This window comes from Anatilimnocola aggregata (assembly GCF_007747655.1).
Taxonomy (GTDB): Bacteria; Planctomycetota; Planctomycetia; order Pirellulales; family Pirellulaceae; genus Anatilimnocola; species Anatilimnocola aggregata.
Window position 1 is genome coordinate 1,300,020 of the sequence record NZ_CP036274.1, and the last position, 14,970, is coordinate 1,314,989.

12 protein-coding genes are annotated in these 14,970 nt (G+C 58.4%); 7 read left to right on the forward strand and 5 right to left on the reverse strand.

The features are described 5' to 3' along the window. Window position 1: 1 nt before the first annotated feature. Both ETAA8_RS05035 and ETAA8_RS05040 read right to left on the reverse strand, forming a co-directional pair. Window positions 2–445 carry a hypothetical protein gene (locus ETAA8_RS05035; RefSeq protein WP_145085795.1) on the reverse strand — a complete coding sequence of 148 codons (444 nt, stop codon included), beginning with the start codon at window positions 443–445 and terminating at the stop codon, window positions 2–4. Between the two features lie 34 nt (window positions 446–479). Further along, entirely contained in the window at window positions 480–1,433 is a 954-nt protein-coding gene (locus ETAA8_RS05040; RefSeq protein ID WP_145085798.1) for a DUF1559 domain-containing protein, read from the reverse strand. A 507-nt stretch (window positions 1,434–1,940) separates the two neighbouring features. Between ETAA8_RS05040 and ETAA8_RS05045 the strand changes: the two genes are divergently transcribed. Continuing rightward, window positions 1,941–2,162 (forward strand): YezD family protein, encoded by a 222-nt coding sequence (locus ETAA8_RS05045; protein ID WP_145085801.1) that lies wholly within the window; start codon window positions 1,941–1,943, stop codon window positions 2,160–2,162. A gap of 10 nt (window positions 2,163–2,172) precedes the next feature. Here the strand turns inward: ETAA8_RS05045 and ETAA8_RS05050 are convergent, their stop codons facing one another. The 3 genes from ETAA8_RS05050 to ETAA8_RS05060 all read right to left on the reverse strand — a co-directional run bounded on the left by ETAA8_RS05050 (window position 2,173) and on the right by ETAA8_RS05060 (window position 5,106). Further along, on the reverse strand, window positions 2,173–2,676 hold the full coding sequence (locus ETAA8_RS05050) for a DinB family protein (protein WP_145085804.1): 504 nt from the start codon (window positions 2,674–2,676) through the stop codon (window positions 2,173–2,175). Window positions 2,677–3,033: 357 nt separating this feature from the next. Beyond that, window positions 3,034–4,158: a glycosyltransferase family protein gene (locus ETAA8_RS05055; protein WP_145085807.1), complete on the reverse strand. Its 1,125-nt coding sequence runs from the start codon at window positions 4,156–4,158 to the stop codon at window positions 3,034–3,036. A gap of 69 nt (window positions 4,159–4,227) precedes the next feature. Then, the gene (locus tag ETAA8_RS05060) at window positions 4,228–5,106 is read right to left on the reverse strand and encodes a UDP-2,3-diacylglucosamine diphosphatase (protein WP_145085810.1); all 879 of its coding nucleotides are present in this window, start codon (window positions 5,104–5,106) and stop codon (window positions 4,228–4,230) included. A gap of 384 nt (window positions 5,107–5,490) precedes the next feature. On the opposite strand from ETAA8_RS05060, the gene ETAA8_RS05065 reads away from it, so the two are divergent. The 6 genes from ETAA8_RS05065 to ETAA8_RS05090 all read left to right on the forward strand — a co-directional run bounded on the left by ETAA8_RS05065 (window position 5,491) and on the right by ETAA8_RS05090 (window position 14,932). Beyond that, a complete protein-coding gene (locus ETAA8_RS05065; RefSeq protein WP_145085813.1) occupies window positions 5,491–5,796 on the forward strand; it encodes a DUF997 family protein in 306 nt (101 codons plus the stop codon). Next, on the forward strand, window positions 5,789–7,525 hold the full coding sequence (locus tag ETAA8_RS05070) for a sodium/pantothenate symporter (RefSeq protein ID WP_145085816.1): 1,737 nt from the start codon (window positions 5,789–5,791) through the stop codon (window positions 7,523–7,525). Before ETAA8_RS05065 ends, ETAA8_RS05070 begins: the two co-directional genes overlap by 8 nt. Window positions 7,526–7,537: 12 nt before the next feature. After that, window positions 7,538–9,415, forward strand: a complete 1,878-nt coding sequence (locus tag ETAA8_RS05075) for a hypothetical protein (RefSeq protein ID WP_145085819.1) — start codon at window positions 7,538–7,540, stop codon at window positions 9,413–9,415. 21 nt (window positions 9,416–9,436) lie between these two features. Next, a complete protein-coding gene (locus ETAA8_RS05080; RefSeq protein WP_145085823.1) occupies window positions 9,437–12,205 on the forward strand; it encodes a hypothetical protein in 2,769 nt (922 codons plus the stop codon). A gap of 64 nt (window positions 12,206–12,269) precedes the next feature. Continuing rightward, entirely contained in the window at window positions 12,270–13,562 is a 1,293-nt protein-coding gene (locus tag ETAA8_RS05085; protein ID WP_145085826.1) for an SMP-30/gluconolactonase/LRE family protein, read from the forward strand. Window positions 13,563–13,651: 89 nt separating this feature from the next. Continuing rightward, window positions 13,652–14,932: a hypothetical protein gene (locus ETAA8_RS05090; RefSeq protein ID WP_145085829.1), complete on the forward strand. Its 1,281-nt coding sequence runs from the start codon at window positions 13,652–13,654 to the stop codon at window positions 14,930–14,932. The last annotated feature ends 38 nt before the right edge of the window (window positions 14,933–14,970 follow it).

A 14,970-nucleotide genomic window follows, 5' to 3' on the forward strand; every position in this document is an offset into this window, starting at 1 on the left:
CCTAACGGCGGGAAACCTGCAATTGCACCGGAGTCTTGGCTGGAACTTCGAACGCGAGTCCCGAAGATTCAAAAGCCAAATAACGCGGATGAAGCGCCGCCCGAGCTTGCTGCTTCACGGCCGGGTCATCGTCAGCAAGCACGATCCGCGCCTGGTACTTCCCCTCCTTCGCCCCTTTGTGGATCTCGCCGGCAATCAGCGACTCCAGTTCGAAGTTCCCATCGGCCTTGATCTCGCCGTACGAGCGGACGAGTTTGTCGTCGGCCTTGGTAACTTCGAGCATATGGCCAACCAGCGGGCTACTATCGCCGCCCACCAGTTGGACCTGCCCTTTGACCGAATGAACCGCTGGGCCTGACGAACCGCAACCCACGCTCAGCCAGGCACCCAAGAGGGCGATGACGCTGAAGATCCGCAGGATCGTATGGGAGAATGAAATCGACATTGCTTTGAATCCTTCAATATCAGGCTAAATGCGATTACCAAGCGGGGACCACTTCGCCGTCGTCTCGCTGAGCCAACTTCGAGAGAATGGCCACATCCAAATCCAACCGCAGCGACTGCACGCTGCCGTCGACCATTACGAACTGGCAGATACCGGGGTGCGAGCTGCCGAAGCTGCTATTGGCTTGCGCGCCCTTGGCATCGGGTGGCAGCAGCGGACGAACTTCGGCCCCGTTCGGCGAAACACCGGCCATCCGGCGATGTGTGTTGCGTACACCACTGAAGATGCTGCGGTCTTCGTTCTTACCGCGAAGCGAGTTGGGACGAACGTGCTTCTCGCCGTACATCAGGGTGTTTGAAGTGCCGTCGCTGATGGCGGCCATGGTGATCGGTCCCGACCAGTGAATCAGGTAGTCCTTACCGGTTCCTGCTTCGACACCGACTTGCGGCTTGTTGGGGATGATCGCACCGTTCGACTTCGCACCTTGATTGTCCGTACCAAACGAGCCTGCGTAATCGCTCAGCGCACCACCGGGATCGGCGAAGTCGTTCACGCTCGGCACATGCGACAAACGCGACGGGCAGAAGTACATCTTGATTTTGGTTTGATAAGCTTCGGGCACCTGATCGGCGACGCGATATTTGATGTCCCACTTGTTGTATTGATTGTTCCCTTCCGCGAAGGGCAGAATCAGCGCGGCCCAGGTGGCGAAGCCATTGGGCTTGTCTTCGTCCGAGTCACCCAAGAAGGCTGGCGGCAGAAACTGATAGGTATCGTGCAAGTTGTGCGAGGCCAGACCGATCTGCCGCAGGTTGTTCGCACACTGCATGCGCCGAGCTGCTTCGCGAGCGGCTTGCACCGCGGGGAGCAGCAAGGCAATGAGCACACCGATGATGGCAATCACCACCAGCAGTTCCACCAACGTAAAACCGCGGCGAGCATCCGTGCGCTGCGCGATCTGCCAACGAATCAGCTTTGAAATCTTCATGGCCTGCATTCCTAATTACATGCGAGTCAGGCGCCCAACTCGGATGGTTCCGTCAGCTATGGGAGCAAGTCGTAAGAAATTGCTTGTCCGTCAGTCGGATCAAGTTCAGGGCATTGCTGCAGGCGGGAAATGTCGCAGCGTCAGCCGGTGATGGCGAACACTTATCGCGACTGCCGTGCCAAAGCCAAGAAAGAATAAGAGTCAAGCGAATTCAGCCACAGAAGGCTGAGATGCATCCGCACAAGGTAGTAGATTCCGCAAACTCGCGCGATACAGTTTTCCGAGCCCATCCGGCTCACCAGCAAAGACGATGGCAAGCCCGTGAAAGATGCTGGGCACGATTCCGTGGCAGATCACGGAAATCGTGATTCACGCTCTCTGTCCTCCTCCATTCCTGTTGTTTGGATGCACGGAATACCACTGGCATCGAAAGTGCAATTTGCTCGCCCATCAATGCGAGCATGGTGGCTCGCATGCACAACCCTTTCTCCGCTGGAATGATCGCCGATGTCGACAGCTCAACCCGCCCTGCGTCGTTTCTCTGCTCCGTATCGTGCTCAGTCTCGTCCTGGTCCTGCCGAACAACCGGCGCTGGACGAACAGATTCGGGCAGCGATCGCTGGAGTTAACTTCGGTTCCGTCTCGATCGTGGTGCAGGACGGAGTCATCGTCCAACTGGAGCGGATCGAGAAAATCAGACCCGCTAAGGCCGACCCCGTCAAACCCTAGAAATCACTTTCTACTCATCAGCCGACGGTCCATACATGCCCGGCACGGGGATGTCGTTCAATCGCAGATAGACGCACAGATGTGCGCGATGGTGAATCGTATGGCTGAGGATGAACGCCCGAATCACTTGCTTGCGCGGCATGGTGATGATCGGCGTCCCCTTTACTTTTAGGGACCACACGAACTCCGTGTCTTCATCTTTCACAGCGGCGATTGCCGCGTGGCCTTCAGCGACATTCTTATCAAATAGCTCCAGTACTTCCTTCGTGTTCTGGCATTGCGGCATCGCATACTTGGGGCCATTCTCGGGCTCCGCATCCCAAAAAGGCTGCGTGAGTGTCCCTTCCACCCAGCCCGGAATCTCGGCCAGGTGATTGGCATTCCAACCCATGGTGTTGGACTTGGGATGGCAACGCCAGTCGAACTTCTCGTCTGGCACGCGCTCCAGCACCTTCCGCGTGTTGGCCATCTCCTCATCGAACTCGGGAAGAATCATCGCTGCAAACTGGCTCATCGGGTCACCCTCCTCTATACGTGAACGTTCCATTCGCCGGCGGGCAAATGTATACAACCGTTCACTACAAGGCAACCCTCCCCGAGCAACAACTTTTTCGAGCAAGTACCTGAGCCGGAAGCGTCAGCGCCCGGAGAGTATCCCGCTACTTCTGGAACCTCAGGGCGCTGACGCTTCCGGCTCAGCACGAATGACATAAGTCACTCTCCTAGACAATCCGTTTTTAGCGCACTTGTTGACAAAGAGCGGTATTTATTCAACACCCAGGCGCGCCGCACCCGGGAGTTAAAGGGTGTCGTGTTGAAAAAGTCCTCGACTTAATCAACACCCCGCGAAATAGCCGCTCAGAAGTTACGGCTACGATGCCACCAACTCCCGTCGCGGCGGCGTTGAACTTCTCAGTTTACTGGATCGCGGCAAATGACCGCGAATTGTCGCGACTGCGGCGGAGTTGCCGTCATGGACCATGCAATCGCCGAGTAGCGGCCCGCGCAAGTCGTCCAGTGCTGTCACAAAACGATCGAGGTGCCGAGGTTCAAATTCTTCCACGGGGACGAAGTGCCCGGCTTTCATCTGCTCCAAGAAGTGCGAGTTGATTAGTTGTTCGTGATGTTGCGATTCGGGGAGGGCGAGAACTGGCTTGCCGAGATAGAGCGATTCTCCCAAGGTTTGGTTTCCCGCGGCACCTACAACAGCCGCACACTGCGCCAGGTCATTCACAAATCCCTGCTCGCTCAGTTCGCAAAAGCGAATGCTGCCACGCTCAGGAAGGCGCCCGAGTCCATAAGCGCGAACTTGCCGTGTGCTCTTGCTCAAGATCTCAATGACACGGTCCGGCGTGTTGGGTCGCAGGTAGGAAACGAGAAAGTCGCCGCTGCTGACGACAGCGCGGCGAATCTCAGGCCGCAGCAACGGTCCGACTTGTTTCACATCGTGATAACCTCGCCGCAGCGGTGCTTGAAAGAACGAGGAAACGATCGTTTCCTTCTGTCCCCAGTGATGGGCCTGCACCGCGAGCCCCATCAAGTCGGCGTAGCGTTGCAAGCTCCAAGGGAGCGAGCGCAGATCGCAGGCCACCAGGAAGTGCTGGTGATTCAAACTGAGAAACGGCACACCACAAGCGCGTGCGGCGCGCGGCAATGCGGGCTCAAAATCGGTGATCGCCAGGTCGGGCTCTTCGGCGCGAATCGCTTGCTTCAATTGTTCGACGAGGGCCGGCAGCTTCCACAAGTATCCCAGCCCTCGGAGGACGGTGCGCGACAGATTCAACCGATTGCTGGTGTAGTGAAAGCGCAGCCCGGGAATGCGCCGCACTTCCACGTTCGCTGTCCCCGCGGGATAGCGCGGCGCGAGAAACTCATAAGCTTGATCGGGCGCGAACAGCACCAGCTCATGTTCATCCCGGAGCAGTTCGACGATGCTCCGCACGCGGGCAGCATGCCCCCGACCTTCACCGGCCATACTGTAGAAAATCTTGGCCATGGCGAATCTCCTGACACGAAACCAGGCTCGACCACGTTCGGTAACAAAGCAAACGAAACCTCGACCGCTTTAGACGGCCACTGGAATTCTTGGGCGATGGACGACTAACTGCTCACCCTTAAATCTCGGTTCCTTCGGTTGCCAGGCGCTGTCGTCCGCGGTGCTGTCCGGCGAATAGGTGACCGGACAACAGTCGGTCGTGGCGGCGGGCAGGTGCAAAATCTCGAGCGAGGCGTCGGTGTATTCGATTAGCGCCGAGCGGTTCTCAACCCAATCTCCGGTATTGAAATAGCGCACCTCGTGCAACTGCATCGCGGTCGGTGTATGAACATGGCCGCAGACCACGCCGTCACAGCCAGTCTCACGCGCGTGCCGGGCCAGGCGCTCTTCAAAGTTGCTGACGAAGCGGACGGCCTGCTTCACGCGACGTTTGAGATTGCCGGTTAGGTCGGTAGGCTCGTAGCCGAGCAGTTTCTGCATGCGGCTAATGCCACTGGCTGCGAACAGCAGGGTGTCGTAAGCCACCGAACCCAGCACGCTCAGCCATTGCGCACGAATCTCGACCGTGTCGAACTGATCGCCGTGCAGCACCAACAACCGCTGACCAGTGGCCGTTTCGTGAATGAATTCGTCGGCAATTTCGACGAAGCCAAAGTCGTTGACGAACGGTCGCAGGAAAGCATCGTGATTCCCGGGCGTATACCGAATCTGCACGCCGCGGCTGGCGAGTTCGATAATCCGCTGCAGGAGCTGACTGTATTCAGGTTGCCAATGCCAGCGACGTTTTAACCGCCAGCCGTCGATGATGTCCCCCACGAGGTACAGATACTCCGGCTCGTGACGATCGAGCAAAGCGAGCAATTCGCCGGCTCGGCTGTAACGGCAGCCCAGGTGGAGATCACTCAAAAAGATGCTGCGGACGCGGCGTCTTGCCTGTCGGGCGATCATGAGAGCCTCGGCGTAAGCGCGGTCGTGGTGGAATCGTCATGGATTCGTGTACTGGAGTCTTTCTGCACTGGGCATTCATTGCTGACAGTACTTTGCAGAACTCTATTGCTATACTCTGCATAACTGCAGCGCATTTGTTATTAGCACTTCGTGAATTGCCGATAAAGAAGTTGCTAGCGGTGTCGGCATATTCGGCACGTCACTGTTCGCGCGCGTCACCGGTTGCCGGCCGATGGAGCATTTCGAGAAACGGCTATTCACCCGCTTTCTGTTTGCCTCCCCGCGCGCCGCACTTTATATTCGGGGCCAGCCCTCCTACCGCTGATTTCCCACCCGTGCCGCCGACGCTGAATTGCGTCCTGTTTACCCACTTCGCGAGTCCCTATGCCGGCTCCCCGTCCCATTTTGCCCCATCCCATTTTGCAAAGTGCTCGGCGCGAAGCGATCATCGTCGCTTGCGTCTGGGCAGCAGCCGGCACGTGGTCCGTGGCCTATTGCACGTTGCACGGCTACGGCGCGACCCCCGATAAGTTGCACTTCACACTGGGTTTTCCCACGTGGATCTTTTGGGGAATCGTGGCACCGTGGGTGCTGTGTGCGGGAATTTCGCTCTTTGTCGCTAATGTTCTGATGACCGACGCCGACCTGGGCCTGGAACCAGGAGAAGAAGAGGATCCGTTTGATGCTTGAGTTGCTGGCCCAAGCGCCCAGTGCTGCCGATAAGGATGCCAATTACGGCACGCTTATCGCCTTGGTCATCTTCATTGCTGCTTCGGTCTGGCTCGGCACGCTCGCGCAGCGGGTGGTGAAGAAGAGCTCGTTCGTGAAAGGCTTCTTCCTCGGCAATCGCGGCCTCGGCGCGTGGGCAGTGGCCCTCACTGCCACCGTGCAAAGCGGCGGCACCTTCATGGGCTTTCCGTCGCTCGTCTATACGCACGGCTGGATAGTCGCTCTCTGGATCGGCAGCTATATGGTCGTGCCGATCACCGGCTTCGGCCTGATCGGCAAACGGATCGCGCATATCTCGCGCCATACCGGCGCCATCACCATGCCCGACCTGTTTCGGGCCCGCTTTGCCAGCCCCACGCTGGGACTCATTACCTCGCTGCTAATTATCGTCTTCATGTCGGCCATGATGGTCGCGCAGTTCAAAGCTGGCGCGACAGTCATGAAGCTGGCCGCCCCCAGTGGCAACTTTCTCTCGCTTAGCGAAGATGCCGAAACGCAAAGCGATCAGCTGTATTGGATTGGCCTCGCGGTGTTCTCGATCACCGTCGTGGGCTACACCCTCATCGGTGGTTTTCTGGCCGCTGTGTGGACCGACCTGTTCCAAAGCGTGATGATGTTCATCGGCGTCCTTGCGCTGCTGGGGCTTTCGCTCTATAGCGTCGGCGGCTTGGAGAAAGCGTCCCGTGGGGCCGTCGTCAGCGCGCAACAGGCAGCCGAAAATGCCGAAGCGAGACGCGCGGCCAAGGAGATGCGCGAGCCTCAGCCAGTGAGCGAGAATGCAGGTCTGGCCTTCATCTCCGGACCTGGTTTTTCGAATGATGGCCGTCAATATTTGCCGCTGACGCTCGCGGTCTCGTTCTTCTTTTTCTGGCCCGCCACCGGCTTTGCCTCGCCGGCGAGCGTAACGCGGATCATGGCCTGCAAAGACACTCGCACGTTGCGCCGCAGTGTGGTCCTCCTCTGTGCCTACAACTTGGGCATCTATCTGCCTCTCATCGCCATCTGCATCTGCGCCCGCTCGCTGATGCCCGACCTGGAAAAGCCCGACGAAGTGATTCCGCGAATGGCGATGAAAATGACCGACGGCCTCCCCGGCGGTTCGCTCTTGGCTGGCGTCATACTCGCCGCCCCCTTCGGAGCGATCATGGCCACAGTCAGTTCTTACCTGGTGGTGATTTCGTCCGGGCTCGTGCGCGATGTCTATCAGCGTTTCATCAATCCCCACGCCACCGACCGCCAACTGCAATGGCTGGCGCGCTGTGGAATGTTGACAGTTGGTGTAATCGCCGTGGTGTTGAATATTCGACCCGTCGTCTATCTGCAAACGTTGGTCGTGTTTGCCTCCGGCGGCGCGGGGGCCTGCTTCATCGTTCCCTGCCTGATGCTCTGCTATTGGCGGCGCGCGACTGCGGTGGGAGTCGGTGCGGCGATGCTCAGCGGGGCGGCGACGATGATCACGGTCTATACCGTGGGCATGTTTACCCCCGACCCGATGATCGGCCCAATTGCCGGTTTGCGACCCTTTTACCCGTTTGGTTTTGAACCACTGATTTTCGGTGTCTTGATTTCAGCCGTCGTGGGCATTGTCGTGAGCTTGAATAGCGAACCACCCGCGGAAGAAATTGTCTCGCCGCTGTTCGATGCCCCACCACTGACCACCGAGCCTGCCTCCCCATCTCCCGCTCCGTAAGGAACTCCTGCGATGCGTACCGTTGCTCTCGTTCTGCTTGTTGCCGGCGGTTTGTTGAGCACCGCCCGCACGTCGTGCCTGGCGCAAGAGAGGGCCGCCGACCTAGCACCGCGGCATGAGTTCACGCGGATGATCGCCCACTGGGCCGAGTATGCTCATCCCGAGTATCTGAACTTCGTCGACGACGCCCAGCCCGAAGTCGTGCAACTTGGCAACTACGGTGCGCACTTCTACAGCCTGGTTCATTCGCCCGTCTACAAGGGTTACCCGTCGCACTTCCCTGTGCAGGGCATTAACGAATGCGGCGCGTGGTTCGAGGACAAGAATCGCGAACTCCACAAGCGCGGGGCCAAGGTCGTCGGCCACTTCAACGTGGAATTTCTCGTCGGCGATCCGGAATCTCCGAATGGTCCGACGGGCTTCTTCAAGTTCTATAACGAACTGTGGGACGAAAAGGAACTCGGCCCCAAGCCGATCGCCGATCCCATGCTGCTGCTCGAACGCGGCAAGGATGGCCAGCCTATCGGTCAGAAGGGTTACGAGATTGGCAAGATGCGCGAGTATTGGGCCTGCCTGCGGAATCCTTATTGGCAAGCCGTGATGAAGGCCTGGGTGAAGCGCGGTATCGATCGCGGTATCGACGGCTACATTGCCAACTACTTCTATCGCCACGATTGCCACTGCGAACATTGTCAGAAGAGCTTTCGCAGCTATCTCGGCGAGCGTCATACGCCAGAGCAACTCAAAACGAAGCTGGGCATCGAAGACTTGAAGAAGCACGAGTTCAGCGAGATCGTCTATTGGCACAAGGTCGACGAATCGACTCCGCTGCGGCGCGAAATGCTCCGCTGGTCGCAACTCTCGAACAAGCAAGTCTTCGACGATGTCTTCATCAAGTACGGCCGCAGCTTGAAGAAAGACCTAATGGTCGCGCAGTGGAACCACATCAGCAACTTCAGCCAAGTCGGCGGTGATGAACGCTGCCTGTTGCCCGCCGAAGTCTGGGGCAAAGGAGAGGACTACCTGTGGTACAGCATGGGCGCTTCCGGCTGTTATACCGATCTCGCCGCTGGTTACCTGGGCGAAGGAACGCTGCAGGCCCGCTACATCCGCGGCATGTTCGACGATAAGCCTTTCACGCTCGGCAAGTACGAGAGCACGCGCATTCGCGCAGCCATCAGTGAGCTTGCGGCCAACGGCGGCGCTCCGATGGGCTTCTACACCCGCTTTACCGATCCCCTCGCGCGGGCCGAAATCGCCCGCTATTACCAATTCATGAAGAAGAACGACGCGATCTACAAAGCGAATCGTTCGCACGCGAATACGGTCGTCCTCTTCCCTCGCACGCAAGTTGCTGAGGCCAACATCGCCGCCGTCGACGAATTCAAAGTGAATGCCGATGCCCTGCTCGATGCGCATGTGCTGTTCGACATCAAGAGCGACGAAGCGGCTCACGCAGACGCAGTGAAGCAATACACGCACGTTGTCCGCAACGCCGACGATGTGAAGAAGGTCCTCGCGGCCCAGCGGAGCCAGTTCAAGGCACCTGATACGGTACGCGCGTCGATTTCGATTCCCGCTGCATCTCCTGCCGACAAGCCCAATGAGTTGACCGTTCACCTGGTCAACTACAACCGCGAAGAACCGCCCCGCACACGCGACGGCAAGCCGAGTCCCGGCGGCGGCATCAAGGATGAAAAGCCAATCGCCGCCGAAGCCATCGACTGCGACATCATCCTCCCCGCCGGCACGGACGTGAAAGAAATCGTCGCGCTGTCGCCCGAAGAAGAATCGCCCTTGCCGCTTAAATTCACCGCTAAAGACGGCCGCGTGAAGTTCACCGCGCCAGGCTTCCTCGTCTATCGCGTGGTACGGATTCAACTGAAGTAGCTCCTCTCCGAGATCACTCCTATGAACCTGCTCCGTTCGCTAGGGGCTGCGCTCCTGCTGGCAGCATTGTGTGTCACCTGGCTGCATGCTGGTGAAGAATCGGTCTGGATTGAGGCCGAGCATCTGCAAGGCATTACCGGCTTCTGCTGGCCGATGGGCAAGCCGGAGATGAAGAAGACGGCTGGTCACTGGGGCTTATCGGGTCCCGGTTGGGCCGCCGAATGGTGCCAGGGTGGCGAGAGCGGCTTTCTCTCGATTGCGACCGGCGCGGATGATGACAAAGCCGTCGTTAGTAAGACGATTGAGGTTCCCAAAGCGGGCAAATACTTCGTGTGGGTCCGCTATGGCGACTGGCGCGAAGTGCCCGATCGCTTTCAGGTGCAGATCGAACAGCCGGGTAAACCAGCTTGGACGGGTCGCTACGGTGAACGAGCCGTTGTCGAAGAAGACAACGAGATGAAGCTCTACTTCGGCTGGGCTTTTGGCTGGGGCATGCAGCCCGCCGATCTGGCCGCAGGAACCGCCACGCTGAAGTTGCTCTCGACCACCAAGGAAGCTCAGCCTCGGCAAGTCGATTGCATTGTTCTCACTACCGACGCGACGTATCGGCCGCTGACAAAAGAACGTCCGCGCTCTGCTGCATGGGAATTGCTCGACAGCTATCGCCTGGGCATCGATTCGCAACTTGAGCCACTCGCGCGCAAGAAACCGTCGTTCGCACTCCCGGAACCCTGGAAGCTGCGGACCTTCCGCGACAAGAGCTTTCTCTATCTCTGGAATGTCTCGCACACGAGTGCCATCGATACATGGCTCAGCGACAAGCCGGGGCGCGTGAAGTTTCCGTACAACGTGGCGGACAAAACGGTCCGCGATGAGTTCGAAAAGAAATACGGCGGCGTAAATGAAGTGCCGATCTTTTCCGACCCGCGGATCGTGCCCACGTTTCACGGCGTCGGTCCTGGCGTCTTCGCCACCGATCCCAAGACGGGCGAAGTGAATCCGACCGGGCAGAAATTCGCTGCGTGGCTTGATGCGAATCCCGATCGCGCCTGGGGCATGATGATGAACTATCATCCCGGCGCACCCATCGGCGACAAAGGGGTCGCGATGTTTCAAAAGTATCGTAATCGCTATGTCGGCAGCATCGCCGGCGAGAGCCTGGGATATTTTTATCCCGACGGCAAGGCCATGAAGGCTGCGACCGAGAACGCGAAAACGCGGCGACAACTGGTCGAGGCCTTTACTCCCATTTCGCTGGAGTCGAATCGCGACAAGTATCGCAAAGTCTATGGCAAGGATCTCGATGCGAATCCTTATCAGGACGTCATCGCTTGCCTCTCCATCGGCAATATCGAAGCGGTGCCGCTCTGCTACGACTGGGGCGCGAAGACGGCCGGTTATGAATCGTCGGTTTGCACTTCCAATGTGCTTGGCATGCGCTGGGCGTTCATGCGTGGCGCGGCTCGTCAGCATGCAGGACTGACGGCCACTTATCGGAGTTGTAATTTCGGTGACTCGTCGACCATCTTCAGCGACCAGCAAAGTTATCACGCGCCGAAGAACATTCTCGATAATTACTACAGCGTGTTCAGCGGTGCGGGGATGACCTGGTACAAGATGGACATCTGGTACCAGTACATGGCCGGCGCGAGCATGTTCTATCACGAGCAAGGTTTTGACGAGTACTGGCAACCGGGCGGCACCACTGCGGCCGGCCTGCACGAAGTGCAGCTTTCACCGAAGGGCAAATTGGTCGACCGCTTTCTCCGCGTCACTGCCAAGGAGCCCGATCGCGGCCAGCCTTTCACGCCGATTGCGTTCCTGGTCGACTACGCTCACGGCTGGGAACCCGCTCCGTTCTGGCCCAACAGTTTCAAGAATTGGCACGGGCACCAAGACCGCTTCTTGTACGGCGATCACGAAAAAATGCTGGAACAGTATTTTTGGACTGCTTTCCATCCCATCGGTCCCGAAAGCGAACGACCGATCACCGGCACAAACGAGGTTTACCTGCCCGGCGTCTACGGCGACATCTTCGATGTGATCTTCGCCTATCCCAATGCCAACAAGTGGCGGACGATCGATACCTACCCAGTCGTCATCGCGGCCGGTGATATCGAACTGACCGATGCCGAGGGAAAAAGGCTGGCCGAGTACATCAATCGCGGCGGTACGCTAGTCGTGGCCGATGCGCACCTCACGGGGCCCGGTCTCGTGCATCTCGCCCTGCCGCAAACGGGTGCGGAAGCCACCGCGACCGGTTACAAGTGGCTGGACGATGCCGCGGAACAGGCCGGGCAATTGTTCCGCTATCGCGAGATTCCGCTCGATAAACCGCTGGGCAAAGATGCCGTGCGTCCGCTGGCGAAGACGCTCGATGGCAAGTGTTTTTGTGCAGCCATCGATCGCAATGCTGGACGCATTATCTATCTTTCAGTCCCGCGCGGTCTCGGCGTCGACAAAACAGTTCATCCCGTTGTCCCTCGTTTGCTCGCCCATCTGTCGCGCGGGCAGATGCCCGTCGAAGTGAGTGGCGAAGTCGAATGGCTCGTCAATCGTTCGCAAACCGGCTGGCTTGTGACGCTGATGAATCCGCAGGGGCAAGACAAACCTCAGCAGGGAATCACGCCCACTGATTATCGCAAGAGCAAACAAGTCACGATTCGTTGCCGCGTTCCCGCGAAAGAAGCTCGCGACCGCTTGCTGCCGGAAGATCGTTGGCCCGTGGTTGACGGCAACGTCACGCTGGAAGTGCCAGCGGGCAGTGTGCGGATTGTGGAGATTAAGTGATTGTGTCTGGTTCCCTCTCCTCGGTGCTCCGAGGAGAGGGAGTTTTAAAATAGAAGAGGTCTTTATGCTTCGCTTCACTTCACTTCTGCTCCTCTTTCTCCCTCTCTTCGCTCACGCCGAAGAAAGGTGGCTCTGGTCTACGGCCTACGCAGTTCCGAAGGAGACAACCAGTGAGGGAAGCGGCTATTTCTCAATCATCGAAGGGAAGAATGGACACATCTATGTCGGGGCGGCCAAGTACGGCAGCAATGCGTACCTGGTTGGCTTCGATCCGCAGGCGAAAGAGATGAAGATCGCCGTCGACTGCATGAAGGAGATCGGCAGCACGGCGACCGGCTTTGCCGCGCAGGCGAAGATTCATACCCGCAATAACATCGGCCCTAGCGGCAAAATCTACTTCGGCACCAAGCAGGGATATACGAAGAAGGGCGAGTCGCTCACGGATTATCCCGGCGGCTATCCCATGGTTTACGATCCGGCAACCGGCAAGACCAAGGTCTACGACATTCCAGTCAAGCATCAGGGGATCATCAGCGTAACGCCGGACGAGAGCCGGAATCTCGCCTACATCAGCACGTGCGACGACGGCCGCCCGATTGAAAAATCGCGGTTCCTCGTGCTCGATCTCGCGACCGGCAAATACAAAGACCTGATCGAGACGGAGCACATGTATGCGTTCATCGTCGTCGATCACCTGGGGCGGGCCTATCATCCGCTGCGGGGTGGCGATATCGCCCGCTACGATCCGCGCACCGAGAAGCTCGAACGGCTGAAGCAAACGATCGATGGTGCGGCACCGAAGGCAGATTCTCACTTGGTCGACGAGAACAGCCATTGCCTCAACTGGGATATTTCGCCCGACGGGAAAACACTCTGGTGCGTGGCCATGAGCGGCAACCAGCTTTATAGCTACGACCTGACGAAAGAAGGTGACACGCTTGTGGGTAAATCGCACGGCCCGCTGTTGAAGAGCGCCGTCTCGACCGATTGCCGGGCCCTATGCGTCGCGGCCGATGGCAAGCTTTGGATGGGAATTAACGCGGTCGAAGAGCGCCCCGCGAATGATCCGAAGAAGCCCGACGCCATGAAGAAAGAAACCTTCATGCACCTCATCAGCTTTGGGCCGGGACAGGACGCTTGCCGCGATCATGGCCGCATCGCGATCAAGAATCCCGACTACACCACCTTCACCGACGACGCGGGCAAGCAACTTCCCTGGCATCACGGCGTCTACAAATACAGCGACGGCACCACCTTGCCACGTTACTCTTGCTTAGGCGTGTGCGCCGCCCGCGATGGCACGGTATATGTGCTCTCGCTCGCACCGTTTACTTTGCACGCGATTGAACCAGAATGATTCACCAAGTAGCCCGAAGCGTCAGCAAGGCGTTTCAGGCTTCCTCGCAAACACCGCCCACCTCTTATCCCGCCACTTGGAGTTCCTTCATGAAAACTCTCCGCCTAGCCCTGCCACTCGCGCTTAGTTGGCTCTTTCTGTTTGCTCCAAGCACGCCAGCCCAAGAGAAAATCCCTCGCGTCGCTGTCATCACTACCGTCTGGCACCCCAACTCGCATGCCGACGTCATCGGCGGGCGATTGCTGGAGGGGTACAACCTCAACGGGCAAGGTGAATTCCCGAAGCTGAAGTTGGTCTCGATCTTCACCGATCAGGTTCCCGAGAACGACAAGAGCCGTGCGCTGGCGGAGAAGCACAAGATTCCCGTGTTCGATACAATCGCCGGCGCACTCACGCTGGGGGGCGATAAGCTGGCCGTCGATGGCGTGCTGATGATCGCCGAGCATGGCAAGTATCCCGAGAACGACACCGGCAGTATTTCGTTCCCCAAGCGGCGGCTGTTTGGCGACATCGTCAGCACGTTCGAGAAGACGGGCAAGGTGGTGCCGGTCTTCAGCGATAAGCACCTGGCCGATAAGTGGGAAGATGTCGACTGGTTCTGGCAGACTGCCAAGAAGCACAACATTCCGCTGATGGCCGGTTCGTCGCTGCCACAATCGTGGCGCATTCCAGCGATCGACTTGAAGAAAGACTCCGCCGTGAAGGAGATCGTCGTCACGTCGTATCATCGGCTCGATTCGTACGGCTTTCACGGCCTCGAAGGTTTGCAGTGCCTGGCCGAGCGACGCAAGGGTGGCGAAACGGGCGTGAAGCGAGTTCGCTGCCTGGAAGGAGAAGAAGTTTGGAAAGCCATGGATCGCGGCGAGTTCAGCGCCAAGCTGCTCGAACAAGCGGTTGCCAAGTTCCAGGATCGTCCGCTGCCGGCCGGCAAAACGATTCGGGAACTGCCGAAGAAGCCCTCGCTGTTTCAGGTCGAATACAACGACGGCCTAAAGGCGACTGTGGTCACGCTCGATAGCGGGCTGGCCGAATGGGCCGCCGCATGGACCAACGAAGACGGCACGAGTGAGGCGTTTCTGTATCGGCTGCAAGAAGATCATCCGTTCGCCCACTTCACCAACCTGCTGAAGGGAGTCGAGACGATGATGCAAACGGGCAAGCCCACCTGGTCGACCGAGCGCACGCTCATGACCAGCGGACTCCTCGACGCACTACTCACCAGCAAACGCGACGGCGGCAAGTGGCTCGATACGCCCTACCTCAACATTGCCTACAAGAACGACTACGACTGGCGCGAACCCGCTCCCATGCCCCCCTTCACGCCGAAGCCGCCCAAACCGGTGAAGCCAGCGGCAGTGAAGAAGAAGTAGTTCCGCCGTGTCGAAAATTACTAATCGCAGTTTTCGAG